A 24,716-nucleotide genomic window follows, 5' to 3' on the forward strand; every position below is an offset into this window, starting at 1 on the left:
CCCCCTCGGGTCTGATTAGCGTTTACTACTTGTTGCTGGACGTGTTCTCGAACTGCTGCGTCAGGTAGCTGCTGGTGTTGTTCAGCGAGGTCATCAGTACGTCCAGCTGGGTAAACTGGGCTTTGTACTGTGCCACTCTCGCGTCAATACGTTCGCTCACGGCGTTGTATTGATCCGTTAACTTGTTCAGCGTTTTGCTGACGCCATCTTTGGCCGCCTGGATAATGCCTTTACTGGAAAGCCAGTCAGTCAGATGGGTGGCCATGGTGGTGGTGATCCCGGTGGTTTTACCGTCACCTACAACCAAATCTTTCACCGCAGACGGGTTCTCCGTCAGCGTTTTTTTCAGCTTGTCGCTGTCCAGCTCCAGCTTGCCCGTGCTTGGATCGGAGGTAATGCCCACCTGAGACAGCGTTTTATAGGCGGTTCCGCCGACGGTGTTGCTCAGCATGGTTTTCAGCTGCGTCTGGATAGTACGCAGCGTGCTGTCCCCGAGCAGGGCGCCGTTGCTGGAATCCTGCGCATCTGTGCCTGCATCAACCGCCGTATATTTGGTTAACGATGCAAAGCTGTCCTGAAGGGTGTTGTAGGCATCCACCCAGGCCTTCATCGCCGTTTCCGCTTTTGACGTATCTTTCGTTATCGTCAGCGTCTGGTTACCGGTGGTGACGTCGTTCAGGTTCAGGGTGATATCTTCCAGCGCATCGCTGATGGTGTTGCTGCTGTTTTCGATATCAACGTTATTCACCTTCAGCTTTGCGTTCTGCGCGGTGACGCTTTCCGTCATGCCGTTGCTGGCGTCGGTGCTGGTGCCGTTGTAACCCATGAAGGATTGCAGGGCGCTGTCGCCGCTGACGCTGATGCTGACCGCGTTGTCCGCCCCGGTTTCGGTGGAGGTGATGGACAGACGATACTGACCGTTACCGACGTTAATAATACTGGCGGTCACGCCGGCGTCTGCTTTGTTAATGGCATCACGAATGCCGTTCAGCGAAGAGTTTGCCGCGCTGATATCGACGGTCACCGGATCTTTACCGTTACCGGCGGTAAACGTGATCTTGCTGTCAGCCGTGGCAATGGCCGTTTTTGCATCTGCCTGCGTATTTTTGGTCGTCAGGGTTTGCGCCTGCGCCAGCTGCGACACGCTGATGGTGTATTTCCCGGCAATCGCGCTGCCGGTGGTGGTGGCGCTGAATGCCGTGGTGCTGCTCGCTGTGCTGGTCGCCGTAAACAGATCGGCTTTATTCAGTGCGGTGTTGGCGGTCTGAAACGCTTCCAGTGAACTCTTCAACGTGCCGTAAGCGCTCAGCTTGGCGGTATAAGATGACTGTTGTTTGGAAATCGGCGTCAGCTGTTCTTTTTCGGCCTTGGTCAGACTATCCAGAATGTCTGCTAACTTAAGACCCGATCCAATCCCCAATGATGAAATACTTGCCATATTTATTCCTTAATCTATCGACACGTAGAACGAATAGTGGGGTTATCGGCCTTAATGGGGGAAAGTTTACGGTTAATTTCTTTTTTTTAATGGCGGGAATAACGGTAATAGAGAAGAGCTTTTCCGTGGCTAAAAAAATTAACGCGATCCTGAAAAAATATCTAAAGGTTGGTTTGGACCAGACGATAACACCTTTGACGGCGATGAAGCCGAAGGGTGGAAACCCAAATCTAACCAAACAGATTTGATGAACAACAGGAATCGAAATCATGGCACAAGTCATTAATACCAACAGCCTCTCGCTGATCACTCAGAACAACATCAACAAGAACCAGTCCGCTCTGTCTTCTTCTATCGAGCGTCTGTCTTCTGGTCTGCGTATCAACAGCGCGAAAGATGACGCTGCGGGCCAGGCTATCGCTAACCGCTTCACCTCTAACATCAAAGGTCTGACTCAGGCTGCACGTAACGCTAACGACGGTATCTCTCTGGCGCAGACCACTGAAGGCGCACTGTCTGAAATCAACAACAACCTTCAGCGTGTTCGTGAACTGACCGTTCAGGCAACGACCGGTACTAACTCTGATTCTGACCTGTCTTCAATCCAGGACGAAATCAAATCCCGTCTGTCTGAAATCGACCGCGTATCTGGTCAGACTCAGTTCAACGGCGTGAACGTGCTGGCTAAAGACGGTTCCATGAAGATTCAGGTTGGCGCAAACGACGGCCAGACCATCTCCATCGACCTGCAACAGATCGACTCTTCAACGCTGGGTCTGAACGGCTTCTCCGTTTCTAACAACGCACTGAAACTGAGCGACTCTATCACTCAGGTTGGCGCGAGCGGTGCACTGAAAGATGTTGACCTGAGCGCAGTGGCTACCACTCTGGGTGTTGACGCGAAGAGCCTGACTCTGCACAACGTGCAGACTCCAGCTGGCGCATCTACTGCGACCTACGTGGTTTCTTCCGGTTCTGACAACTACGCTGTATCTGTTGACGATGCAACTGGCAGCGTGAAAGTGAACACCGCTGACATCACCTATACCGATGCAAACGGTGGTACAGGTACGCTGACCGGTGTTGCTGTTAAAGTTGGCGCAGACGCTGCTGGCGCTGCTGCGGGTTACGCTGAAGTGCAGGGTAAAAACTACTCCCTGACTGCTGGCGCTATCGCTGACGGCGGCGCGGGCGGTACGCTGAACAACGCACAGACTGTTACCCTGAACGCAGCTGGCGAATTCAAAGGCGTGTCTACTGCTGATCCACTGGCTCTGCTGGACAAAGCTATCGCGTCCGTAGACAAATTCCGTTCTTCACTGGGTGCGGTACAGAACCGTCTGAGCTCTGCGGTAACCAACCTGAACAACACCACTACCAACCTGTCTGAAGCGCAGTCCCGTATCCAGGACGCCGACTATGCGACCGAAGTGTCAAATATGTCCAAAGCGCAGATTATCCAGCAGGCCGGTAACTCCGTGCTGTCCAAAGCTAACCAGGTTCCTCAGCAGGTTCTGTCTCTGCTGCAAGGCTAATCGCCTGATTACGCTCAAACCCCGCTTCGGCGGGGTTTTTTCTATCCACGCACACGCGTAACCCCCCAAATAACCCCTCATTTCACCCACTATTCACCCGATTAAAACCCCTCCAGAATCGGATAATCATGCCGATAACTCAACTAACGCAGGGCTGTTTATCGTGAATTCACTCTATACCGCTGAAGGTGTAATGGATAAACACTCGCTGTGGCAGCGTTATGTTCCGCTGGTGCGTCACGAAGCATTGCGCCTCCAGGTGCGTTTGCCGGCGAGCGTGGAACTGGACGATCTGCTACAGGCGGGCGGTATCGGGTTATTGAATGCAGTTGACCGGTACGACGCTCTGCAAGGAACGGCATTTACGACTTACGCAGTGCAGCGTATTCGTGGTGCGATGCTGGACGAGCTGCGCAGCCGCGACTGGGTGCCGCGCAGCGTTCGCCGCAACGCGCGCGAAGTGGCGCATGCGATGGGGCAGCTGGAACAGGAGCTGGGGCGCAACGCGACGGAAACCGAAGTGGCGGAACGTCTGGGCATTCCTGTTGAAGAGTATCGTCAGATGTTGCTCGATACCAATAACAGCCAACTCTTCTCTTATGATGAGTGGCGCGAAGAGCATGGCGATAGTATCGAGCTGGTGACGGATGAGCATCAGCAAGAAAACCCGTTACACCACTTACTGGAAGGGAATTTACGCCAGCGCGTGATGGAAGCGATTGAAGCTTTACCGGAACGTGAGCAACTGGTGTTAACCCTCTATTACCAGGAAGAGCTCAATCTCAAAGAGATTGGCGCCGTACTGGAGGTGGGCGAGTCACGGGTGAGCCAGCTGCACAGCCAGGCCATAAAACGCCTGCGCACCAAACTGGGTAAGTTATAGGTGAGTGATTCGCCTTGGTAATGCCGCACAACGTATTGACAACCAGGAGTTATCATGACGGTGCAGCAATCTAAAAGACGGCCTTTAAGCCGCTACCTGAAAGACTTTAAACACAGTCAGACGCATTGCGCCCACTGTAAAAAATTACTCGACCGAATCACGCTGGTTCGTCGCGGTGAAATCGTGAATAAGATTGCGATTTCCCGCCTCGACACGCTGATGGATGAAGCCGCCTGGCTTGAAGAGCAAAAAGAGTGGGTAGCGCTTTGCCGTTTCTGTGGCGATCTCCACTGCAAAGAGCAAAGCGACTTCTTCGATATTATCGGCTTCAAGCAGTTCCTGTTTGAACAAACTGAGATGAGCCACGGCACCGTGCGTGAATACGTGGTTCGCCTGCGCCGCCTGGGTCAGCATCTGACCGTGCAAAATATCTCCCGCGATCTGCTGACGACCGGCTATCTGGATGAAAATCTTGAGCCCTGGCTGCCCGCCACCAGTACCAACAATTACCGCATCGCGCTGCGTAAGTACGCGCAATATAAAGTCCAGATGCCGGGCGCCCTAAAGCAGAAAGTCCACGCCGGAACAACTTCTGATATATATTAAAAAAGAATAAGATGTAGCGCTGCCGCCTTTGACGTTGCAGGCGATTTCTCTACACTACTCAAAAATTCCACTGTATCGGAGTACTTATGAAATTAGCACTTCTGGGTCGTCAGGCGCTGATGGGGATGATGGCCGTTGCGCTGGTCGCGGGGATGAGCGTAAAAACGTTCGCGGCAGATAATCTGCTCAATAAAGTCAAAGAGCGCGGCACGCTGCTGGTTGGGCTGGAAGGTACCTATCCTCCGTTCAGCTTCCAGGGCGACGACGGTAAGCTGACCGGTTTTGAAGTGGAGTTTGCGCAAGAGCTGGCAAAACACCTCGGCGTAAAAGCCTCTCTGAAACCGACCAAATGGGACGGTATGCTGGCGTCACTGGACTCCAAACGTATTGACGTGGTGATTAACCAGGTGACCATTTCTGACGAGCGTAAGAAGAAGTATGACTTCTCCACGCCGTACACCGTGTCCGGTATCCAGGCGCTGGTGAAGAAAGGTAACGAAGGCAGCATCAAATCCGCCGCGGATCTGAAAGGTAAGAAAGTCGGCGTCGGTCTGGGCACCAACTATGAAGAGTGGCTGCGCCAGAACGTGCAGGGCGTGGACATCCGTACCTACGATGATGATCCGACGAAATACCAGGATCTGCGCGTAGGCCGTATCGACGCCATTCTGGTTGACCGCCTGGCAGCGCTGGATCTGGTGAAGAAAACCAACAATACCCTGGCTGTTGCAGGCGATGCGTTCTCCCGTCAGGAATCTGGCGTGGCGGTGCGTAAAGGTAACGAAGATCTGCTGAAAGCCATTGATGGCGCCATTGCTGAAATGCAGAAAGACGGCAGCCTGAAGGCGCTTTCTGAGAAGTGGTTCGGCGCAGACGTGACGAAATAAGTCTCTGACCGACAAAAAAAGGCGCTTTCAAAAGCGCCTTTTTTATTTCTCGCGCGTCTGCGTGCATAATGAAATAACAATTGTTTGCGTGACCGGAGGAACCATGTCACTACAGAATTTAACGCGCTTTCCCCGTCTGGAGTTTATCGGCGCACCCACGCCGCTGGAGTACCTGCCGCGATTTTCTGACTATCTGGGGCGCGATATATTCATTAAGCGTGACGATGTGACGCCCATGGCGATGGGCGGAAATAAGCTGCGCAAGCTCGAATTTCTCGCCGCCGATGCCCTGCGCGAGGGCGCGGATACGCTGGTCACCGCCGGGGCCATTCAGTCTAACCACGTTCGCCAGACGGCGGCCGTGGCGGCAAAGCTGGGCCTTCATTGCGTAGCCCTGCTGGAAAACCCGATTGGCACGCAGGCTGAGAATTACCTGACTAACGGTAACCGCCTGCTGCTGGATCTGTTCAACGTGCAGGTTGAAATGGTTGACGCGTTGACCGACCCGGCTGCCCAGCTTGATGAGCTGGCGACGCGCCTGGAAGCGCAGGGCTTTCGTCCGTACGTCATTCCGGTTGGCGGCTCGAATGCGCTGGGTGCCCTCGGCTATGTTGAGAGCGCGCTGGAAATCGCGCAGCAGTGCGAAGGCGCGGTAAGTCTGACCTCTGTGGTGGTGGCGTCCGGCAGCGCGGGTACCCATGCCGGTTTAGCGGTCGGGCTTGAGCAGCTGATGCCGGACGTTGAGCTGATTGGCGTAACGGTTTCCAGAAGCGTTGCGGACCAAAAACCGAAAGTCGTCACGCTGCAACAGGCGGTAGCTGAACAGCTTGAGCTTGAGGCGAAGGCGGAAATTATGCTGTGGGATGACTACTTTGCACCCGGCTATGGCACCCCCAATGATGAAGGGATGGAGGCCGTTAAGCTGCTGGCGCGTCTCGAAGGCATTCTGCTTGACCCGGTCTATACCGGCAAGGCAATGGCGGGCCTTATCGACGGCATTGCCCGGAAGCGCTTTAAGGATGAAGGACCTATTTTGTTTGTTCATACTGGCGGGGCGCCTGCGCTGTTTGCCTATCATCCTCATGTCTAAAAATCAGGTCGAAAAATAATAATGCAAGAAAGTATTCAACTGGTTATTGATTCGCTGCCGTTCTTACTTAAGGGCGCGGTGTTTACGTTACAGCTCAGTATCGGCGGGATGTTCTTCGGGCTGGTGCTCGGGTTTGTGCTGGCACTGATGCGCATGTCAAACATCTTGCCGGTGCGGTGGCTGGCGCGGTTTTACATCTCCGTGTTCCGCGGAACGCCGCTTATCGCCCAGCTGTTCATGATCTACTACGGGCTGCCCCAGTTCGGTATCGAGCTGGATCCGATCCCGGCGGCGATGATTGGTCTGTCGCTGAATACGGCGGCGTACACCTCGGAAACGCTGCGTGCGGCGATCTCGTCCATCGATAAAGGGCAGTGGGAAGCGGCGGCCAGTATCGGGATGACCCCGTGGCAGACGCTGCGCCGGGCGATCCTGCCGCAGGCGGCGCGCGTGGCGCTGCCTCCGCTGAGCAACAGCTTTATCAGCCTCGTAAAAGACACCTCGCTTGCGGCGACCATTCAGGTGCCGGAGCTGTTCCGTCAGGCGCAGCTGATCACTTCGCGCACGCTGGAAGTGTTTACCATGTATCTGGCGGCCTCGCTGATTTACTGGGTGATGGCGACGGTGCTGTCGGCCCTGCAAAACTATTTTGAAAACCAGCTTAACCGCCAGGAGCGAGATCCAAAATGAGTGCAATTGACGTCAAAAACCTGGTGAAAAAATTCCACGGGCAAACGGTGCTGCACGGCATCGACCTTGAGGTTGAGCAGGGCGAAGTGGTGGCCATTATTGGCCCGAGTGGGTCAGGGAAAACCACGCTGTTGCGCAGCATCAATTTGCTGGAGCAGCCCGAAGGCGGGACGATCCGCGTGGGCGATATCACCATTGATACCGGGAAATCCATCAGCCAGCAAAAAGGGTTGATTCGCCGCCTGCGCCAGCATGTCGGCTTCGTATTCCAGAGCTTTAACCTCTTTCCACACCGTACGGTGCTGGAAAACATTATTGAAGGCCCGGTCATCGTCAAGGGTGAATCAAAGGAAGACGCGACGGCCCGCGCCCGCGAGCTGCTGGCGAAGGTTGGCCTGGCAGGGAAGGAGACGAGCTATCCGCGTCGCTTATCGGGCGGGCAGCAGCAGCGTGTCGCCATTGCGCGCGCGCTGGCGATGCGCCCGGACGTGATCCTGTTCGACGAACCCACCTCCGCGCTCGATCCGGAGCTGGTCGGGGAAGTGCTGAACACCATCCGCCAGCTGGCGCAGGAAAAACGCACGATGGTGATTGTGACGCATGAAATGAGCTTCGCCCGCGATGTGGCCGATCGGGCCATTTTCATGGACCAGGGGCGAATTGTAGAGCAGGGGCCGGCTAAAGCGCTGTTTGCCAATCCGCAGCAGCCCCGCACCCGTCAGTTCCTTGAAAAATTCTTAATGCAGTAGCATTTTCGCACTCAATTTGCTCCGGATGCCGCTTCTGGGGCAAATTATCCTCCCTTAAATTCGGTTCTGTTGCTTTTTTATTCCGGCTAATGTGGTTAAGCCTTCCTCAAATTAAAGATAATCTGCCCGTGGCCGATATTTTATATAAATAATCATGCTTTATGTGATAGGTTATATTCACCATAATAATGATTATCTATTTCAGAGGCTTCATTCACTACATATGAGGGATATAGACTTTTTCACCTGGCGACGGGAATGCTTCCTTCGGTTCCAGGAAATGACTTGTGCTGACGAGGTATATCAGGAGCTTCAGCGACAAACGCAGGCGCTTGAATTCGATTATTATGCGCTTTGTGTTCGACACCCTGTGCCATTTACCCGCCCGCGAACCTCCGTCCATTCCAGTTATCCGCAACAATGGATGGCACAATATCAGTCCGAGAATTATTTCACCATCGATCCGGTACTGAAGCCGGAGAATTTCATACAGGGACATTTGCCCTGGACGGATGAATTATTCGCGGATGCCCAGCAATTATGGGACGGCGCCCGCGACCACGGTTTACGCAAGGGAATAACGCAGTGTCTGATGCTGCCAAATCATGCGCTCGGCTTCCTCTCCGTGTCACGGACCAGCGTAGAAGCAAACGCTATCACCAATGAAGAAGTTGAGCTGCGTTTGCAAATGCTGGTCCAGATGGCGCTCACAACGCTGTTGCGTTTTGAACATGAGACGGTGATGCCGCCGGAAATGAAATTCAGCAAGCGTGAACGGGAAATACTGAAGTGGACCGCAGAAGGGAAGACGTCGGCGGAAATTGCCATCATTCTCTCCATCTCGGAAAATACCGTGAACTTCCATCAGAAGAATATGCAGAAGAAATTCAACGCGCCGAATAAGATCCAGATAGCGTGTTATGCCGCCGCGACGGGACTTATCTGACTGCTCTCACGTTCTGCGTGTCAGACGAGGAAAAGGCTGAATGCACTGCATCCAGCCTTTTTTGTTACTGGCGGTAGGCTTGTTTAATTTGCTTAACCGTATTGGCAAAAACAGCGGATTCCGCCTGGTCTTCCATCTGCGCGATCTGTTTTTCCATTTTAATGATCACACGTCCAGCATCAGCCTGGCCCATCGCTTGTAGCATAAGCGTCAGCAGCGACTTCAGGCAGTTAACTTCCTGTGCCAGTTCCTGGTTATTCTCGGCAGTGGCAAATTCAGGTGTGCTCATTTATTTTCCTCATTATAAAACAGCGCATGAGCGCGACGATGAAAGTTAAGGCGGCGGAGTATACCACAAGCTGCGGCAAAAAATGCAGTGGTTGTTTTTTATACTTTTCCGCGTAATGATTATTGGCTGATGCGGATTATGAAGGTAATCTGTCCAATATGTTAGCGACAATTAAATGTTTATCGCCGGTACGTCATCCGTTAATTGTTGTTACAAAAAAATGAGAGCATTTTTTAGTTTACGTTAACAAATGTTTTGGTAGCTTTTTGAATGCTGGTGCCAAAAAATAGCGGTAAAGCCCAGCGTACATGGGTTTTCTTTCCACTTACTGTACAGCCTAATTTCCAAAAACGAGACCCGAATCGTATAGCCGATTTTTTAGCGTTTTAATCTTGCATGGAAAACCGTTAATATAAACACAATTAGCAGTCAGTAGCGTTATCCCTATTCTGGAGACATTTCCTTTGATCAACGTCCTTCTTGTTGATGACCACGAACTGGTGCGCGCAGGGATACGACGCATTCTTGAAGATATAAAGGGTATTAAAGTTGCCGGCGAGGCGTGCTGTGGTGAAGATGCCGTCAAATGGTGTCGTACTCACTCAGCAGACGTGGTGCTGATGGATATGAACATGCCCGGCATCGGCGGGCTTGAAGCCACGCGTAAAATCGCCCGCATGTTTGTTGATACCAAAGTCATCATGCTGACCGTACACACTGAAAATCCGCTGCCCGCCAGAGTTATGCAGGCAGGTGCCGCAGGATACCTGAGTAAAGGCGCCGCGCCGCAGGAAGTCGTCAATGCGATCCGTTCCGTACACGCAGGGCAGCGCTACATTGCTTCTGATATTGCTCAACAGATGGCGTTGAGTCAGATTGAACCGGAAAAAACGGAATCGCCGTTTGCCAGTTTGTCTGAGCGCGAATTGCAGATTATGCTGATGATTACAAAAGGTCAGAAGGTGAATGAGATTTCAGAGCAGCTGAATCTCAGCCCGAAAACGGTCAACAGCTATCGCTATCGGATGTTCAGTAAACTGAACATTCACGGTGATGTCGAACTGACTCACCTGGCCATTCGCCATGGTTTGTGCAATGCGGAGTCGTTATTAAGTCAGTGAGTGAAGCGTTCGATTCAAAAGCATTTCTGAAAACCGTTACCAGCCAGCCGGGCGTCTACCGTATGTACGACGCTGGCGGCACGGTTATCTATGTCGGTAAGGCGAAAGATCTCAAAAAACGCCTTTCCAGCTACTTCCGCAGCAACCTTGCTTCCCGTAAAACCGAAGCGCTGGTTGCCCTCATACATAACATTGATGTCACCGTGACGCACACGGAAACGGAAGCGCTGCTCCTTGAGCACAACTACATTAAGTTGTATCAGCCGCGCTACAACGTTCTGCTGCGCGATGATAAGTCCTACCCGTTTATCTTCCTGAGTGGTGATACGCACCCGCGGCTGGCGATGCATCGTGGCGCTAAGCATGCGAAAGGGGAATATTTCGGCCCCTTCCCGAACGGTTATGCCGTACGGGAAACGCTGGCGCTATTGCAAAAAATCTTCCCCGTTCGCCAGTGCGAAAACAGCGTCTACCGCAACCGATCCCGACCGTGCCTGCAATATCAAATTGGCCGCTGTCTGGGGCCGTGCGTTGAAGGGCTGGTGAGCGAAGAAGAGTACGCGCAGCAGGTGGAATATGTACGCCTGTTTTTAGCCGGGAAAGACGATCAGGTGCTCACGCAGCTGATTGCCCGCATGGAAAAAGCCAGCGCGGGGCTGGAGTTTGAGGAAGCCGCCCGCATCCGCGATCAGATCCAGGCGGTGCGCAGGGTGACCGAGAAGCAGTTTGTTTCCAATACCGGCGACGACCTCGATGTAATCGGCGTCGCTTTTGACGCCGGTCTCGCCTGCGTTCACGTGCTGTTTATTCGTCAGGGTAAAGTGCTCGGCAGCCGCAGCTACTTCCCGAAGGTGCCGGGTGGTACCGAGCTGGGTGAAGTGGTGGAGACTTTTGTCGGCCAGTTTTATTTGCAGGGCAGCCAGATGCGTACGCTGCCTTCGGAGATCCTGCTCGACTTTACGCTCGACGATAAAACCCTGCTGGCGGATTCGCTTTCAGAGCTGGCAGGCCGTCGGGTGAATGTCCAGACGAAACCGCGCGGCGATCGCGCGCGCTATCTGAAGCTGGCGCGAACCAATGCCGCCACGGCGCTGACCACCAAACTCTCCCAGCAGTCGACCGTCAGCCAGCGTTTAACCGCGCTTGCGACGCTGCTTAAGCTGCCGGAAGTGAAACGCATGGAATGTTTCGACATCAGCCATACGATGGGTGAGCAGACCGTGGCGTCGTGCGTGGTCTTTGATGCCAACGGTCCGCTGCGGGCAGAGTATCGACGCTATAACATCACCGGCATTACGCCCGGTGACGATTATGCCGCCATGAACCAGGTGCTGCGTCGTCGCTATGGTAAAGCGATTGAAGAGAGCAAAATTCCTGACGTTATCCTTATCGACGGCGGGAAAGGGCAGCTGGGCCAGGCGAAGGCGGTGTTTGAATCGCTCGACGTGGAGTGGGACAAAAACCATCCGCTGCTGTTAGGGGTGGCGAAAGGGGCGGATCGTAAAGCGGGCCTGGAAACGCTGTTCTTCGAGCCGGAGGGCGAGGGCTTTAGCCTGCCGCCAGATTCCCCGGCGCTGCACGTGATCCAGCACATCCGCGATGAGTCGCACGATCACGCCATCAGCGGGCACCGCAAAAAACGGGCGAAGGTGAAAAATACCAGTACCCTCGAGACTATCGAAGGCGTTGGGCCAAAACGTCGCCAGATGCTGTTGAAGTATATGGGCGGATTGCAAGGATTACTCAATGCCAGCATGGAGGAAATTGCAAAAGTGCCGGGTATTTCGCAAGGGCTGGCAGAAAAGATCTACTACTCGTTGAAACATTGAGGGCTCTGTAGCAACATAGAGCTAAATTTTACTGACAACAGACAGTTACCGTCATCATGCGATTTAATATCCCTACGTTGCTCACCCTTTTTCGCGTTGTGCTCATTCCGTTCTTTGTACTGGCATTTTACCTGCCGGTCGTCTGGGCGCCTTTTGCCTGTGCGCTGATTTTCCTGATTGCCGCCGTGACGGACTGGTTTGACGGGTATCTGGCACGCCGCTGGAATCAGAGTACCCGCTTTGGCGCGTTCCTCGATCCGGTCGCGGATAAGGTGATGGTGGCGATCGCGATGGTGCTTGTGGCGGAGCATTATCATACCTGGTGGGTCACGCTGCCCGCCGCGACCATGATTGGCCGTGAAATTATTATTTCTGCCCTGCGCGAATGGATGGCGGAGCTGGGGAAACGCAGCAGCGTGGCGGTATCCTGGATCGGTAAAGTCAAAACCACCGCACAAATGGCGGCGCTGGTGTGGATGCTGTGGCGTCCGAATGCCTGGGTCGAGTGGGCCGGCATTGGCCTGCTGTGGGTTGCGGCAGTGCTGACGCTGTGGTCAATGCTGCAATATTTGAACGCTGCGCGCGGTGATTTGCTTGAACAGTGATCGTTTCGGCTTAATTTTCAGCAAACGATCCTGAGATGCAAAAAATAACGTTGACTCAAAACGTCATATCAGTAGAATGCAACGCATCGAACGGCGGCACAGTTAGCCGGACGATAATGAAATCAAGTGGTTAGCAGTTAACTTGATAACATGCGGGAATAGCTCAGTTGGTAGAGCACGACCTTGCCAAGGTCGGGGTCGCGAGTTCGAGTCTCGTTTCCCGCTCCAGATTAAAGCATCGGCAGTTTGCGGGTGCGTGTCGAAAGACAAAAGATTTAAGGCGCGTTAGCAAAGCGGTTATGTAGCGGATTGCAAATCCGTCTAGTCCGGTTCGACTCCGGAACGCGCCTCCACTTTCTTCCCTGGCCGGATGGTGGAATCGGTAGACACAAGGGATTTAAAATCCCTCGGCGTTCGCGCTGTGTGGGTTCAAGTCCCACTCCGGCTACCATGGGAAACAAAGAATAATCAAAGCAATAAGCAGTGTCGTGAAACCACCGAAAGGTGGTTTTTTTGTGCCTGGCCTTCCGCTAACCATTCTCTTTCATCCCTGATCTTCAGTTAATACACAGCGTTCCTTTCGTAACGGAATTAAACAGATACGCATTATGCTATCGTGTAGCGGGCGCGATATGCGGTTTGAACATGTGCACGTTTGCGACCCCGATTCTCCATCTCATCACGTTATGTAAGGGACGCTATGTCTTTACCGCCATTGTATGCACTGCGTGCGTTTGAGGTTGCTGCGCGGCTGAACTCCTTTAGTAAAGCCGCTGAAACGCTGAATATTACGCCGGGCGCGGTCAGCAGACATGTCCGTACCCTTGAACAATGGTTCGACTGCGAGCTTTTCAAAAGGCAAGGTCCTCGCGTGGAGGTCACTGAAGCCGGGCGGGTGCTTGCCGGACAGCTGAACGAAAGCTTCACGAGCATTGAATGGGCCTGCCGGGCATTTCGCAGTGAAAACCATCTGCTGCGGTTAAAAGCACCCAGCACCCTGACCATGAGATGGCTTCTCGACGTGCTGCGATCTTTTCGCAACAACCATGCAAAACCACAGGTGGAGATTGCCAGCGTCTGGATGGACATTGACACCGTTGATTTCAATCTTGAGCCATACGACTGCGCCATTCTTCTCGGCAATGGCCGTTTTGGTGAGACAACGGAAAGCCAGCTGCTTTTTCATGAATGGCTTATTCCGGTTTGCACCCCATCGCTTCTCGAACCGGCCCGGCAGCAGCTTTCGCAATGCGATCTGATCCATCCTTCACCGGACAGACGGGACTGGCGGCGCTGGCTGCGAAGGACGGGCTTGTTCCCGGGGCTCGATATGAGCAGCGGCATGGTGTTTGACACCCTTGAACAGGGAAGTATCGCCGCGATGAACGGGCATGGCATCGCCATCGCCGACCTGCATCTCACGCTTGATGCCCTGAAAAGCGGCCTGCTGGGCCTGCCGTTCAGGGAAGCTATCGCGACGGGAGATGGCTACTACCTCGTCTGGCCAAAAAATTCGCTCAAAAGAGAGAGCATCCAGCACCTTCTGGCCTGGCTGCAAAGCCATACCCCGGTCGTTCCGGCTCTGGATATTCTTTTTCTGGAATACGATGAAAGCCGGGTTTATTAATACCCTTATGAGTAAGAGATGTTTGCCATCTTTTTATAGCGTTCTGGCAAAGCGCTGTTCAGGCTGAGCACCTTATCCAGAATATAAAAAGCAGGGGTATTTTTTTGCTGCTCGGCCTCGATGATTGCGTCGCGTAATATCGTGGCCGCAGACGTAATCTTGTGAAAATATGCCTCGGACTCGGGCGTCTGAAATTCACCCGACGTGGCGTAACGCACGTGCGGCCAGCCGGAGAAGTCGAGCAGCGGAAGGGGCTTTCCTGCTTCAGGATGACAGGCTGAAATCAGCGCAGCCGCTTGCTTAGGGTCGCGATGGGCTACGGACAGCATGTACACGCGCTGCGAAAACGGTGACAGAGCCTCTGAGTGATGTTTCGTCGCCATAAGCATGGCCATAAAATCCTGTAAATCATTGGCTGAATCGGTGTCAGGTGGTAATACAGTTTTCATTAACTGATATAACGCATCAAGTGTCATGTTTGCCCCGGATCCTCTTATCATTATTATTCAGTTTGCCGCTGAACGTTTTATCGGCCCGCGCGAAGGCGGGTCGTGAGGATGATATTTGAATGCGGTCGCATCAGAAAAACGATTAATAATGGAAATCATTGTGAGTTTTTCTCACTATAGCCCTGGCTTCACACGCCACCCAGATACGCCTTCCTCACCTCCGGATCCCTCAGCAGCGCCTCGCCGCTGCCGCTTAACCGAATCTGCCCGTTAACCATCACATAGCCGCGATCGGACAACTTCAGGGCATGGTGCGCGTTCTGCTCTACCAGAAAAATCGTCATCCCGTTACGGGCCAGCTCGCGCAGCGTCTGGAAGATCTGTTTAACCACGATGGGCGCAAGGCCGAGACTGGGTTCATCCAGCAGCAGAAGTTTGGGGCGGCTCATCAACGCCCGGGCGATAGCCAGCATCTGCTGCTCACCGCCGGAGAGCGTCATCGCCCGCTGGTTGCGTCGCTCCCTGAGGCGGGGAAACAGGTCAAACATGCTTTGCAGATCTGCCGCCGCATGGTGATTGCCGATGGGGATTGTCCCCATCAGCAGGTTCTCTTCTACAGACATATCCGGGAAAATGCGCCGCCCCTCAGGTGCCTGCGCGATGCCGCCGGTGGCCACGTAGTGGGTGGATTTTTGGCTGATATCCTCCCCGCAGAAGAGGATCTGCCCATTGCGGATCCGGGGCTGGCCAAAAACAGACATCAGTAATGTGGATTTCCCCGCGCCGTTAGCGCCAATCAGGGCCACGGTTTCCCCTTTATTCACCTCCAGCGAAACCTGCTTCAACGCCTGGATCGCCCCGTAGAACACGTCCACATCATGAAACTGAAGCATCGGTTCGCTCACAGATTTACCTCGCTTTCGTCGGTGCCCAGGTACGCGGCAATCACCTTTTCGTTGTGCTGGATCTCGGCGGGTTTACCTCTGGCAATAACGTCGCCGTGATCGAGCACAATAATGTCGTCCGAAATGTCCATCACCATCCCCATATCATGCTCAATCAGCAATACCGTGATGTCGTGGTGGTCGCGCAGGAACCGAATGATATCGCTCAGCTTGTGCGTCTCCACCGGGTTCAGGCCGGCAGCGGGTTCATCAAGACAAATCATCTCCGGGCCGGTACACATGGCGCGGGCGATTTCGAGGCGTCGCTGCTGGCCATAGGACATTTCACCGGCCAGACGGTTGGCGCAATCCACCAGATCCACCACCTCCAGCCAGTAAAACGCCCGGTCCAGCGCATCGTTCTCTGCCCGACGATACGCAGGTGTGTTGAGTACCCCCGCCAGCAGGTTACGGTTGACGCGCATATGCTGTGCCACCAGCAGGTTTTCCACCACTGACATCTCGCGGAACAGGCGGATGTTCTGAAACGTGCGCGCAAGACCCGCGCGGTTCACCAGATGCGTGCCGCCAAACATCTTATAGAACAGGCGTTGACCAAGCTGCGCCGGGTTGAGCCAGTCGCCGGGCTGGAATTTCTGCCCGAGCACCTGAATGACGTTGGTGGTTTTATGCCGGGCATTGAACAGAATGTTGCCGCCGGAGGCCCGGTAGAAGCCGGTCAGGCAGTTAAAGACGGTCGTTTTCCCCGCGCCGTTAGGGCCAATCAGGGCGGTAATTGACCCGCGCTGCACCTCAAGATTGACGTCATTCAGGGCCTTGATCCCGCCGAAATGCATCATCAGATGTTCTACGCGCAAAATCGTTGCGTTCATGGCGCCACTCCTTTCCGTACGGCAAATCCGCTGCGGTTAATGCGGATCAGACCGCGAGGACGCCAGATCATCATCACCACCATCAGCATGCCAAAGAGCAACACGCGGTATTCCGCAAAGCTGCGCAGCAGCTCAGGCGTGACGGTCAGCACAAAGGCGGCCAGCACAACGCCCACGGTAGAACCCATCCCGCCCAGAACCACGATCGCGAGGATCAGGGCCGATTCAAAAAAGGTGAAAGAGGTGGGGTTAACAAATCCCTGATAGGTGGCAAAAAACACCCCGGCAATACCTGCCGTTGATGCGCCCAGGGTGAAGGCAGAAAGTTTGACCAGAACGTGGTTAAGCCCCATGGAACGGCAGGCAATCTCATCCTCACGGAGCGCTTCCCACGCCCGGCCAATGGGCATTCGGGTCAGCCGGTGTTTAATGTACAGGACCAGCATGACCACCAGAAAAAGCACCGCATAGATGAAGATAAACTTCATGTTGGGGTTATAGGTCAGGCCGAAAAACTCGTGGAAGGGTACGCCGCCTTCTTTGGCGCGTCGGCCAAACTCCAGGCCAAAAAAGGTCGGAGCAGGGGCCGAAACGCCGTTTGGCCCGCCGGTGAAGGCGAGCCAGTTGTTCAGCACCAGGCGGATGATCTCGCCAAACCCGAGCGTGACGATGGCGAGATAATCCCCGTGCATGCGCAGCACCGGAAAGCCGAGCAGGGCACCCGCGCCTGCGGCCATCAGCGCCGCCAGCGGCAGCATGCTCCAGAACCCGAGGCCCAGATACTGATACCCGAGCGCCAGGCCATAGGCGCCAATGGCGTAAAAGGCGACGTAACCCAGATCCAGCAAACCCGCGAGCCCGACGACAATGTTCAGCCCAAGGCCGAGCAGAACGTAGATCAGCCCGAGAATAGCGACCGTCAGCACGTATTTGGTGGCAACAAACGGGAAGCAGATCGCCAGCGCGATAATCAGCGGAAGGATCCAGCGCAGGCGGCTTTTATATTCCGGTGGCCGGACATACACCCCGGCATTGTCGGATTCAAACCGCGCCTGTAAACGCTTTCCGGCCGCCGTGCCCGTGAAGGCGCTCAGCAAAAAGCGTCCCAGCATCACGGTGCCAACAATCCACGCCAGACGCTGGCCGTCAAAGTTAAAGCTGTAACCATCCAGTATGACGCCCGCAATCGGGCCGAAAATAATCAGGGCGATCATACCGGAAAAAATTGCGTCCAGAATGCAGCGCTTCAGGGAAAAGCCGTCAGAGGTCATCGCGTTGTTCCTTACACTTTAGCCACGACAGGGCGGCCTAACAGCCCCTGGGGACGGAAGATCAGAATTAAGACCAGCAAACCAAACGAGAACACGTCTTTATAATCTGAGTTCACCATCCCGGAGAATTGCGCTTCTGCGACGCCCAGAATCAGCCCGCCGAGCATCGCCCCGGGCAGAGAGCCGATGCCGCCCAGCACCGCCGCCGTAAAGGCCTTAATGCCGATAACGAACCCGACGTAGAAATCAAAGGTGCCGTAATTCATGGTGATCAGCACGCCCGCCAGCCCGGCCATGGCTGCGCCGATAACAAACACCAGCGAAATAATTCTGTCGGTATCGATCCCCAGAATAGAGGCCATTTTGCGATCCTGCTGCACCGCACGACACATCCGCCCCAGGCGAGTACGGTTGATGATCCAGGTCAGCACCAGCATGCCCGCGAACGAGGCGATGAGAATAAAGACTTTGGTATAGGTTATCTGGACAAACCCTTCGCCCAGGTGGAAACGCAGCACGCCATCCAGCAGGGTGGGCACGCCCTGCTGACGCGGACCCTGACTGAGCTGGGCGTAGTTTTGCAGTATCAGCGACATCCCGATAGCCGAAATCAGCGGCGCCAGACGCGTCGAATTGCGTAGCGGCTTATAGGCGATGCGCTCGATCGTCCAGCCGTAAACCCCGGTGACCACGATGGTGAAAACCAGCGTCCCCAGGATCAGCAGCGGAAAGGACTGAAGTCCAAAAAACGCCAGCAGGGCCAGGCCAATGGCCGAGAGATAGGCGGAAATCATATACACTTCGCCGTGGGCGAAATTAATCATACCGATGATGCCGTACACCATGGTATAGCCGATGGCGATAAGGCCGTAGACCGAACCCAGCGTTAAGCCATTAATTAACTGCTGTAGGAAGAATGTACTCATTGTCGCGCACCTGAATAAAGGGTTACGCCGACAGGCAGACCTGCCGGCGCAGAGCAGATTCCGTCCCGTTATGGCACTTCTTTATATTTGCCTTTGTCGTCCCACTGGTAGACCACGTAGTCAGACACCTTGAGGTCACCTTTGCTGTCCCAGGCTTTTTGACCCATGACCGTGTCGACAGGGTTGGCCTTCAGCCACTCGCTGGCTTTCGCTGAATCCGTGCCTTTTGTGGCCTTGAAAGCCGCCGCGATAGCCTGCACGGAAGCGTAGGCGTAGAGGGTATAGCCTTCTGGTTCAAATTTACCGGCGCGGAATTTATCAATAACGGCTTTTCCGTCGGGGATCATGCGCGGATCTTTACCGAACGTCATGTAAATACCGTTGGTGTATTGCGCTCCGCCGGCAGCGGTGACCATCTCTTCATTGACGATGCAGTCCCCCGAGAAGAACTTCGCCTGCACGCCCTGCTCACGCATCTGGCGAACCAGCGGGCCCGCTTCCGGATGGCAGCCCCCGAAGAACACCACGTCCGGTTTTTGTGCGCCAATTTTGGTCACCAGCGCGTTAAAGTCTTTTTCCCCGCGCGATAATCCTTCGTACATCACATCCTTAACGCCGCGTTTTGCCAGTGCCGCCTTAGTGGCGTCCGCCAGCCCCTGACCGTAAGTGTCCTTATCGTGGATGATGACCACCCGTTTGGCCTTCAGCTTATCAAGAATAAAATCGCTGGCGACCTGGCCCTGCTGGTCGTCACGACCGCACATGCGGAACACATCGCTCATGCCGCGCTCGGTAATCAGCGGGTTCGTTGAGCCGGGAGTGATGGAGAGGATCCCGGCATCGCTATACACCTCGGAGGCGGGCATGGTCGACGAGGAGCAGAAGTGGCCGACGACCGCTTTCACCTTATCCTGATCGACTAAGCGGTTGGCGACGGCAACGGCCTGTTTGGGTTCGCAGGCGTCATCGCCCTGAACCAGTTTGATTTTCTCACCGTTGATCCCGCCTGCGGCGTTGATATCTTCCGCCGCCTGCGTAGCGCCATGCCAGTACTGATCGCCGTAGGTTGCGTTCGGGCCGGTGAACGGCCCGGCCACGCCGATGACGATATCGGCCTGCGCGGAAAAGGCCGTTACCAGACAGCCGGCCAGCACCAGGGAGAGGGGAGTTTTGGTAAATTTCAGCGACATTATTATGTTCCTTAGCAAAGAGGTTTTTGCACCAGGTATAAACCCGAACGCCTGATGGCATTGTTAATCCAAAAACAAGAGCGAGAACAAAATGCACTTTAGAAGCAATCTTCTGCTTAATACGGCGAGGATCCCACGCACCGTGAAGCGCGCAGAACATTAAGCAAAAAGGTTGCCAGAATGGTTAATCCCTTGACCGGGGCACAACATGTTGAGTATAGAGTGCCGTTTTACGCCCCTTTGCGGGATAAGATGAATTTTCAGCGGAGATCACATCTCCTTAACAACAAAGCCCATAAGTTGTGCAATGGTCACGATTTGCACGTTTTTGCAGCAGCAAAGACCTCAACTTCAGATAGGCACGGGCGGCGATATATGTCAGGATCGTTTTTTTTATCAGGAGTATCCGCAATGGCTGAAGGCCCATTAAATGAAAGCGAGATGGCGTGGCTGGAAGAGACGTTAATGTCTTACGGTCACGACGATGCATCCGTGATTGACGTGTCCGAACTGGACGGCATGCTTACCGCAGTACTTTCCGGTCCCGTTGTGGTGGAGCCCGACACCTGGCTGGTGGCGGTCTGGGGTGGTGAGAAGTATATTCCGCGCTGGAAAAACGATCGTGAGATGAACCGGTTTATCGATCTTTGCTTTAAGCACATGAACGATATTGCCGAGCGTCTGAGCGAATACCCGGATCAGTTTGAACCGCTGTTTGGCTATAACGACGTTGACGGTCAGAGCTACACCGTGGTGGAAGAGTGGTGCTATGGCTACATGCGCGGCGTGGCGCTGACAGACTGGTCATCCCTGCCGGAAGCGCTGGAAGCGGATCTGGCGGTGATTGCCCTGCACGGCACGGAAGAGAACAGCGAGAAGCTGGATGCACTGACCGAAGAGGAGTATATGGCCAGCATCGAGAGCATTCAGCCTGCGGCGCTGCGTTTGTATAACTACTGGGTCGCTAACCCGCAGCAGCCGGAAGCGAAAAAGCCGATAATCAACGGGGCGAAAGTGGGGCGTAACGACCCGTGCCCGTGCGGCAGCGGGAAGAAGTTTAAAAGCTGCTGCCTGCACTGAAAAAAGGGGCTATTTATAGCCCCCTTTTTTTACCCCACTTCCGGCAGCATTCCCGCTGCAATCAGCACCTGCACCAGAATAATCACCACCCCACAACCAAACACCGCGCACAGCATTGGCGTACCGCCCGCCACGCGATACCCCTGCTGCGGATGCTGCTGGCGGCTCTTCCACGCCAGCAGGGAAGGCAACAGCAGGGCCAGAACCGATAACGCCACGCCGGCATACCCCAGCGCCATCACAAACCCGCGCGGGTAAAAGAGCGCGAAGGCCAGCGGCGGCAGGAAGGTCATCGCCCCCGTCTGTAAGCGTCCGGCAACGGTATTGCGGCGCTGGAGCAGATCCGCCATATAGTCAAACAGGCCAAGCGCCACGCCGAGGAACGAGGTTGCCAGCGCCAGGTCCGCAAACAGATGTACTGCCAGCTCTACGTGTGAAGAGGCCACCACGTTACGCAGGGCAACCAGGAAACCATTCAGACCAGAATGCTCGGCCATCAGGCCAATAAAAGTGGTGGAATCGATGCTGCCCAGCGTCACCAGCTGCCAGAACAGATAGGCAATCAGCGGAATGGCGCTGCCGATGACAAAGACGCGGCGCAGCTTGCGGGTGTCGCCGTTCATATAGCTCACGATGCTCGGCACGCTGCCGTGAAAACCGAACGAGGTAAAAATCACCGGGATGGCCGAAAGCGCCAGGCCTTTTTCCAGCGGCATCGTCAGCAGGTTGATCTTATGAACGTGCGGGGCCAGCAGCAGCAGCATCACAACAAGGAAGAGAATTTTGGCGCTGAATAAAAAGCGGTTAAACAGATCGACCAGCGACGTGCCCGCGCAAACCACGCCGCCACCGATCAGCGCAAAGACAATGGCGCCTGCTTCCGGTGAAACCGACGCCCCGAAGCCGTCATTGATACTTGACGCTATCAGTTCCCCGGCGCCGCTGATGTAAGCGGCAGTCAGCGCGTACATCAGAAACATCATGCTAAAACCGGTGATCCACTGCCCGTAGCGTCCAAGATAGCGTGCCGCCAGGGAGCCTAAGCCAGTATCGGCAGGGACGTGCTGATAAACCTCCAGCAACAGGAGCGCGGTGTAACACATCAGGACCCACAACCCGCCCAGTAACAGTACCGTCACGCCAAATCCGACGCCGGCAGCCGCCAGCGGCATAGCCAACATTCCTGCGCCAATTGTCGTTCCGGCGACGATAAAAATACTTCCCAGAGTTCTGTTTTTCACGCTTTCCTCTACAACCCTTCCATATCGCGACTCATTCTGCGGCGCAGAGTAAGGGAAAAGCCCCATCTCGTCAAATCACCGTTACATAGGGTGTAATGATTAATTTACAAAAAGAAAAGGGGAACCTGCGCCAGCGCAAAGCGTGTCGTGGAGGGAGCGGTTAGTCTGCTTTTTATTTGCGAGAGGTAACCATGTCAATTCACGGTCACGACGTGCTTAATATGATGATTGAGTCAGGTGAGCGCTATACGGAGCAGAGTCTGGTTGAGGCAATTCATGCCCGCTTTGGCGAAGCGGCGCAATTCCATACCTGTTCGGCTTCGGAGATGTCCGCCGCAGAGCTGGTGGCGTTTCTGGCGGCGCGCGGAAAATTCATTCCGGCAGAAGACGGCTTTTCTACGCACGAAAGTAAAATTTGCCGTCATTAAAATAAAACGGTGCTGAAAAGTCAGCACCGTTTTGATATTAATTCTGAGTATCGAGAGTCGACAGCTCTTTATCGATGAAGTACAGGCCTTCCCCGGATTTCCCCGCCAGCGATAATTTATCGAGCACGGATTTAAACAGCTTCTCTTCTTCGTGCTGTTCAGCCACATACCACTGAAGGAAATTAAAGGTTGGATAATCCTGGCTGGTCATGGCGGCATGAGCCAGTTCATTTATTTTCTGGGTGATCAGCTGTTCATGCTCGTACGTGGCGCGGAACAATTCATCCAGAGAGCCGTACTCGGCGAAAGGCGACGTCACGTTATCAATGCGCGGCAGGCTGCCGGTATCCGTCAGATAATCAAACAGACGCTGCATGTGCGTCATCTCTTCCTGAGCATGACGACGCAGGAAGGCGGCGGCCCCTTCAAAGCTGTGATAGCTGCACCAGGCGCTCATCTGCTGATAAAGCAGGGAAGAAAAAAGCTCAAGATTCATTTGCGCATTGAGCTTGTCGATCATTTCAGTTTTTAGCATGGTGCAGCTCCGGTTTATTATTTCTGGTTCACGATGAGCGACACTATAATTTGTTATTTAATTATTTGCAAAAAGTAAAATAAATATCTCTTTATTAAAAATACGAATGGGAATAAAACGCATTGCCGCTATTTATTTTTATTAATGAGAATTGTTTTTGTTCTTATTAAATAAACTGCCAGCGTGACTGGCAGTACGGGTTAATACCACGGATTCTGGCTGCCGGCGGTTACGGCATAACCCTGACATTTATACTGAATGGTCACGCTTTCATTCAGACACAGCGAGCCGCTGATAAGCGTACAGGTTTTAATGGGCTGGCCGTAGGCTGACGCGGTGGCATAGCCCATGTTTTGACAGGCTTTTGTTGCCGTACCGTTATTGACATAGTCGTCAGACCAGGCGTTTTGCAGTATGGCCTGGCCATAGTCGAGGCGCACAATCCCGTTAGGGGCATCGGTACTGCTTATTTCTGCCTCACGGTTGATGCTGCACCCGGCGACCAGCAGGATCGTTCCGGCGATGATTACACTTTTCATGGTTCACTCTGCGTGTCGGGAAATATGCCATTGTAACCAACGCGAAGGGGCGCAATGGCTGGAATAGCCGGAGGATCTGACCCTTCACCGTGCAACGAGCCGGCCCCGCCTGCGAAATTGTGAGCGCCCCTTTGTTTTTTAAAACAAGCTTTCACTTAATTTGAAAGTGCGTTTGTTTGATAGTAAGGTTAAGTGGAAAAGGTATCCACAGCGGGATCGCCCGCCATGCATTCAGGAGAGACGAGATGAAAATTGCACTGATGATGGAAAACAGCCAGGCCGCTAAAAATCCCATCATCCTTAATGAGCTGAAAGCCGTTGCTGATGAAAAAGGTTTCCCGGTCTATAACGTCGGTATGAGTGATGAGAACGATCATCATCTCACCTATATTCACCTGGGCATCATGGCGAGCATTCTGCTGAACGCGAAAGCCGTCGATTTTGTTGTTACCGGCTGCGGTACCGGGCAGGGCGCATTGATGTCCTTGAACATTCATCCGGGCGTCATTTGCGGCTACTGCATCGATCCTGCGGATGCTTTCCTGTTTGCACAAATCAACAACGGTAACGCGCTTTCTCTGCCATTTGCGAAGGGCTTTGGCTGGGGGGCAGAACTGAACGTCCGCTTTATCTTTGAGAAAGCCTTTACCGGACGCAATGGCGAAGGCTACCCGCCAGAGCGTAAAGAGCCGCAGGTGCGGAACGCGGGGATCCTCAATCAGGTGAAAGCCGCCGTGGTGAAAGAAAACTATCTGGATACCCTGCGTGCAATCGATCCTGAGCTGGTTAAAACCGCCGTCTCGGGCCAGCGCTTCCAGCAGTGCTTCTTCGAAAACTGCCAGGACAAAGAGATCGAAGCCTTTGTGCGCGGTATTGTTGGCTAATTCCGTTTTGCCGGGCGGCGCGCTTGTATGACCGGATACATAGGTGACAGATCAGACCGGGAACATAGGTAACACTTTTAGTCTATCCGGAGCACACTCTG

At 54.1% G+C, this 24,716-nt stretch carries 26 protein-coding genes and 3 tRNA genes; 18 read left to right on the forward strand and 11 right to left on the reverse strand.

The genetic code is table 11. The features are described 5' to 3' along the window. Positions 1 to 25: 25 nt before the first annotated feature. Positions 26 to 1,438, reverse strand: a complete 1,413-nt coding sequence (gene fliD, locus INF58_RS19870; protein ID WP_112793143.1) for a flagellar filament capping protein FliD — start codon at positions 1,436 to 1,438, stop codon at positions 26 to 28. A 269-nt stretch (positions 1,439 to 1,707) separates the two neighbouring features. Between fliD and INF58_RS19875 the strand changes: the two genes are divergently transcribed. The 8 genes from INF58_RS19875 (at position 1,708) to sdiA (ending at position 8,824) form a co-directional block, all read left to right on the forward strand. Further along, positions 1,708 to 2,973, forward strand: coding sequence for a FliC/FljB family flagellin (locus tag INF58_RS19875; protein ID WP_045308590.1), 1,266 nt, complete (start codon positions 1,708 to 1,710; stop codon positions 2,971 to 2,973). Between the two features lie 163 nt (positions 2,974 to 3,136). Beyond that, on the forward strand, positions 3,137 to 3,856 hold the full coding sequence (locus tag INF58_RS19880; protein WP_003859623.1) for an RNA polymerase sigma factor FliA: 720 nt from the start codon (positions 3,137 to 3,139) through the stop codon (positions 3,854 to 3,856). Between the two features lie 54 nt (positions 3,857 to 3,910). Next, on the forward strand, positions 3,911 to 4,462 hold the full coding sequence (fliZ, locus tag INF58_RS19885) for a flagella biosynthesis regulatory protein FliZ (protein ID WP_063450168.1): 552 nt from the start codon (positions 3,911 to 3,913) through the stop codon (positions 4,460 to 4,462). An 86-nt stretch (positions 4,463 to 4,548) separates the two neighbouring features. Continuing rightward, the gene (tcyJ, locus tag INF58_RS19890; RefSeq protein ID WP_063450167.1) at positions 4,549 to 5,349 is read left to right on the forward strand and encodes a cystine ABC transporter substrate-binding protein; all 801 of its coding nucleotides are present in this window, start codon (positions 4,549 to 4,551) and stop codon (positions 5,347 to 5,349) included. Between the two features lie 103 nt (positions 5,350 to 5,452). Next, the gene (dcyD, locus tag INF58_RS19895) at positions 5,453 to 6,439 is read left to right on the forward strand and encodes a D-cysteine desulfhydrase (protein WP_193528360.1); all 987 of its coding nucleotides are present in this window, start codon (positions 5,453 to 5,455) and stop codon (positions 6,437 to 6,439) included. Positions 6,440 to 6,460: 21 nt separating this feature from the next. Beyond that, entirely contained in the window at positions 6,461 to 7,129 is a 669-nt protein-coding gene (gene tcyL / locus INF58_RS19900) for a cystine ABC transporter permease (protein WP_107533297.1), read from the forward strand. Further along, entirely contained in the window at positions 7,126 to 7,878 is a 753-nt protein-coding gene (tcyN, locus tag INF58_RS19905; protein ID WP_112793139.1) for an L-cystine ABC transporter ATP-binding protein TcyN, read from the forward strand. The genes tcyL and tcyN overlap by 4 nt, the downstream gene beginning before the upstream one ends. A 223-nt stretch (positions 7,879 to 8,101) precedes the next feature. After that, on the forward strand, positions 8,102 to 8,824 hold the full coding sequence (gene sdiA, locus INF58_RS19910) for a transcriptional regulator SdiA (protein WP_131636866.1): 723 nt from the start codon (positions 8,102 to 8,104) through the stop codon (positions 8,822 to 8,824). Positions 8,825 to 8,888: 64 nt separating this feature from the next. On the opposite strand, the gene INF58_RS19915 is transcribed toward sdiA, so the two are convergent. Beyond that, the gene (locus INF58_RS19915) at positions 8,889 to 9,113 is read right to left on the reverse strand and encodes a DUF2594 family protein (RefSeq protein ID WP_003859644.1); all 225 of its coding nucleotides are present in this window, start codon (positions 9,111 to 9,113) and stop codon (positions 8,889 to 8,891) included. A 464-nt stretch (positions 9,114 to 9,577) separates the two neighbouring features. Here INF58_RS19915 and uvrY point away from each other — a divergent pair, with 464 nt between their 5' ends. The 7 genes from uvrY (at position 9,578) to INF58_RS19950 (ending at position 14,295) form a co-directional block, all read left to right on the forward strand. Next, positions 9,578 to 10,234 (forward strand): UvrY/SirA/GacA family response regulator transcription factor, encoded by a 657-nt coding sequence (uvrY, locus tag INF58_RS19920; protein WP_102751015.1) that lies wholly within the window; start codon positions 9,578 to 9,580, stop codon positions 10,232 to 10,234. Further along, positions 10,231 to 12,063: an excinuclease ABC subunit UvrC gene (gene uvrC / locus INF58_RS19925; protein WP_107533295.1), complete on the forward strand. Its 1,833-nt coding sequence runs from the start codon at positions 10,231 to 10,233 to the stop codon at positions 12,061 to 12,063. Before uvrY ends, uvrC begins: the two co-directional genes overlap by 4 nt. Positions 12,064 to 12,119: 56 nt before the next feature. Continuing rightward, the gene (gene pgsA / locus INF58_RS19930) at positions 12,120 to 12,668 is read left to right on the forward strand and encodes a CDP-diacylglycerol--glycerol-3-phosphate 3-phosphatidyltransferase (RefSeq protein WP_003859652.1); all 549 of its coding nucleotides are present in this window, start codon (positions 12,120 to 12,122) and stop codon (positions 12,666 to 12,668) included. 152 nt (positions 12,669 to 12,820) lie between these two features. Next, positions 12,821 to 12,896: transfer RNA gene (locus tag INF58_RS19935), tRNA-Gly, on the forward strand. A gap of 51 nt (positions 12,897 to 12,947) precedes the next feature. Beyond that, positions 12,948 to 13,021, forward strand: a tRNA-Cys gene (locus INF58_RS19940). A gap of 11 nt (positions 13,022 to 13,032) precedes the next feature. Further along, positions 13,033 to 13,119, forward strand: a tRNA-Leu gene (locus INF58_RS19945). A 249-nt stretch (positions 13,120 to 13,368) separates the two neighbouring features. Further along, a complete protein-coding gene (locus INF58_RS19950; protein ID WP_112793135.1) occupies positions 13,369 to 14,295 on the forward strand; it encodes a LysR substrate-binding domain-containing protein in 927 nt (308 codons plus the stop codon). A gap of 5 nt (positions 14,296 to 14,300) precedes the next feature. Here INF58_RS19950 and INF58_RS19955 read toward each other — a convergent pair whose 3' ends face one another. The 6 genes from INF58_RS19955 to INF58_RS19980 all read right to left on the reverse strand — a co-directional run bounded on the left by INF58_RS19955 (position 14,301) and on the right by INF58_RS19980 (position 19,908). Next, positions 14,301 to 14,771: a hypothetical protein gene (locus INF58_RS19955; RefSeq protein WP_112793134.1), complete on the reverse strand. Its 471-nt coding sequence runs from the start codon at positions 14,769 to 14,771 to the stop codon at positions 14,301 to 14,303. A gap of 161 nt (positions 14,772 to 14,932) precedes the next feature. Beyond that, positions 14,933 to 15,649 carry an ABC transporter ATP-binding protein gene (locus tag INF58_RS19960; RefSeq protein WP_063450159.1) on the reverse strand — a complete coding sequence of 239 codons (717 nt, stop codon included), beginning with the start codon at positions 15,647 to 15,649 and terminating at the stop codon, positions 14,933 to 14,935. Next, complete coding sequence (locus tag INF58_RS19965; protein ID WP_063868429.1) at positions 15,646 to 16,521, reverse strand: ATP-binding cassette domain-containing protein; 876 nt, start codon at positions 16,519 to 16,521, stop codon at positions 15,646 to 15,648. The genes INF58_RS19960 and INF58_RS19965 overlap by 4 nt, the downstream gene beginning before the upstream one ends. Beyond that, the gene (gene livM / locus INF58_RS19970; RefSeq protein WP_193528361.1) at positions 16,518 to 17,792 is read right to left on the reverse strand and encodes a high-affinity branched-chain amino acid ABC transporter permease LivM; all 1,275 of its coding nucleotides are present in this window, start codon (positions 17,790 to 17,792) and stop codon (positions 16,518 to 16,520) included. Before livM ends, INF58_RS19965 begins: the two co-directional genes overlap by 4 nt. A gap of 11 nt (positions 17,793 to 17,803) precedes the next feature. Continuing rightward, entirely contained in the window at positions 17,804 to 18,718 is a 915-nt protein-coding gene (locus INF58_RS19975) for a branched-chain amino acid ABC transporter permease LivH (protein ID WP_193528362.1), read from the reverse strand. 68 nt (positions 18,719 to 18,786) lie between these two features. Continuing rightward, positions 18,787 to 19,908, reverse strand: a complete 1,122-nt coding sequence (locus INF58_RS19980) for a branched-chain amino acid ABC transporter substrate-binding protein (RefSeq protein ID WP_063868432.1) — start codon at positions 19,906 to 19,908, stop codon at positions 18,787 to 18,789. Between the two features lie 411 nt (positions 19,909 to 20,319). On the opposite strand from INF58_RS19980, the gene INF58_RS19985 reads away from it, so the two are divergent. Then, the gene (locus tag INF58_RS19985; RefSeq protein ID WP_063868433.1) at positions 20,320 to 20,988 is read left to right on the forward strand and encodes a YecA family protein; all 669 of its coding nucleotides are present in this window, start codon (positions 20,320 to 20,322) and stop codon (positions 20,986 to 20,988) included. A 29-nt stretch (positions 20,989 to 21,017) separates the two neighbouring features. Here the strand turns inward: INF58_RS19985 and tyrP are convergent, their stop codons facing one another. Continuing rightward, a complete protein-coding gene (gene tyrP, locus INF58_RS19990) occupies positions 21,018 to 22,229 on the reverse strand; it encodes a tyrosine transporter TyrP (RefSeq protein WP_193528363.1) in 1,212 nt (403 codons plus the stop codon). A 191-nt stretch (positions 22,230 to 22,420) separates the two neighbouring features. Between tyrP and INF58_RS19995 the strand changes: the two genes are divergently transcribed. After that, positions 22,421 to 22,657, forward strand: coding sequence for a YecH family metal-binding protein (locus INF58_RS19995; RefSeq protein WP_193528364.1), 237 nt, complete (start codon positions 22,421 to 22,423; stop codon positions 22,655 to 22,657). 37 nt (positions 22,658 to 22,694) lie between these two features. Here the strand turns inward: INF58_RS19995 and ftnA are convergent, their stop codons facing one another. Continuing rightward, positions 22,695 to 23,192 carry a non-heme ferritin gene (gene ftnA / locus INF58_RS20000; protein WP_044596268.1) on the reverse strand — a complete coding sequence of 166 codons (498 nt, stop codon included), beginning with the start codon at positions 23,190 to 23,192 and terminating at the stop codon, positions 22,695 to 22,697. 200 nt (positions 23,193 to 23,392) lie between these two features. Next, positions 23,393 to 23,731: a YecR family lipoprotein gene (gene yecR / locus INF58_RS20005; protein ID WP_193528365.1), complete on the reverse strand. Its 339-nt coding sequence runs from the start codon at positions 23,729 to 23,731 to the stop codon at positions 23,393 to 23,395. Positions 23,732 to 23,976: 245 nt separating this feature from the next. Here yecR and INF58_RS20010 point away from each other — a divergent pair, with 245 nt between their 5' ends. Beyond that, positions 23,977 to 24,615 (forward strand): RpiB/LacA/LacB family sugar-phosphate isomerase, encoded by a 639-nt coding sequence (locus INF58_RS20010; protein ID WP_003859680.1) that lies wholly within the window; start codon positions 23,977 to 23,979, stop codon positions 24,613 to 24,615. Positions 24,616 to 24,716 lie beyond the last annotated feature (101 nt).

This window comes from Enterobacter cloacae complex sp. P24RS (assembly GCF_014982165.1).
In the GTDB taxonomy this organism is placed as follows: domain Bacteria; phylum Pseudomonadota; class Gammaproteobacteria; order Enterobacterales; family Enterobacteriaceae; genus Enterobacter; species Enterobacter quasihormaechei.